At 66.1% G+C, this 1,273-nt stretch carries 1 protein-coding gene; it reads right to left on the bottom strand.

The window, feature by feature from the left end:
- Window positions 1–40: 40 nt before the first annotated feature.
- Window positions 41–1,218, bottom strand: a protein-coding gene (locus LOK55_RS13900) for an IS3 family transposase (RefSeq protein ID WP_141920053.1) whose coding sequence is annotated in 2 segments (ribosomal slippage) — window positions 41–960 and window positions 960–1,218 — 1,179 coding nt in all. Because the reading frame shifts where the segments join, the coding sequence is not laid out codon by codon here.
- Window positions 1,219–1,273: the final 55 nt, after the last annotated feature.

Here is a 1,273-nt window from a genome sequence, read left to right as displayed (position 1 = left end):
TGGGCTGTGTCAAGCTTCGTAGACGATCTCTTTGTGGATTTCAGGCCGCGGTTGCGGTCTGGGCGTAGTAGGCGGCCCGGGTCTCGGCGGGGGTGCGGTAGCCGAGGGTGGAGTGCAGCCGGCGGCGGTTGTAGAACACCTCTATGTACTGCATCACGGCGAATCTCGCTCGCCGCCGGGTCGCGAAGGACTGCCGGTAGTACATCTCGTTCTTGAGCATCGAGAACCACGATTCGGCGACCGAGTTGTCCCAGCACACCCCGGTCCTTCCCACCGACAACCGCACCCCGAAACGGCCCGCGAGCTTGGCGTACTCGTCAGAGGTGTACTGGCTTCCGCGGTCCGAGTGGAACAGAGCGCCCGACTCGATGCGCCCGTGGGTATGGGCCATCGTGAGGGCGTCGCCGATCAGCTCGGTGCGCATGTGCTCAGCCATCGACCAGCCCACGACCTCACGGTTGAACAGGTCGATCACCGTCGCCAGATACAGCCACCCTTCCCCGGTGCGCAGGTAGGTGATGTCGCCGACGAAGCGGACCCCGGGCCGGTCGGCGGTGAAGTCCCGCTTGAGCAGATCGGGGCGGGTCACCACGTCGTCGGCGGGGATCGTGGTGCGCTTCTTGGAGCGGGGCTGGATCCCGAAGATCCCCGCCTCCCGCATGATCTTGCGGACCAGACCCTCCGACGCGGCGATCCCGCGGCGAGACAATTCGGCGAGCACCCGCCGGAACCCGTTCACCCCGTGCGAGTCGTCGTGGATCTGCGTGATCACACCAGACAGCCACACCCTCCGCGCCGTGGTCGGCGGGATCGTGTCCCGCCGCTTCGCCCACGCGTAGTAGCCGGCGCGTGAGACGCTGAGCAGGCGCGCCATCAGCTCGATCGTGAAGGTGGCCTTCTCCGCGTGCATCAGCGTGAACTTCTCGCTCACCGCTGCTCCTTCGCGAAGAAGGCCGCGGCTTTTTTCAAGAACGCGTTCTCCTCCGCGAGCCGCCGGTTCTCCGCTTCCAACCGTGCGATCCGCGCGGCCTCCACCGGTGGCGGCGCCGTCTCCGGGTCGGGGTGCTGGGCCCGATACGCCTTCACCCAGTACCCGAGCGAGCTCTCGTTGATCTCCAACTCCCGCGCGACCTGCGCGATCGGGCGGCCGCCCTGCACGACGAGCTGGACCGCGTCGGCCTTGAACTCCTCAGTGAACTTCCTGCGATTCGTAGACATCTCTGCCTGTCGTTCCTTCCTGGTAACGACCGTCTACAAGAAGTGTCACACCCCA

Source organism: Microbacterium sp. F2E (assembly GCF_020905435.1).
GTDB lineage: Bacteria > Actinomycetota > Actinomycetes > Actinomycetales > Microbacteriaceae > Microbacterium > Microbacterium lacticum.
Note: the sequence above shows the minus strand (reverse complement) of the source record. Positions and strands in the feature narration are given on the sequence as shown.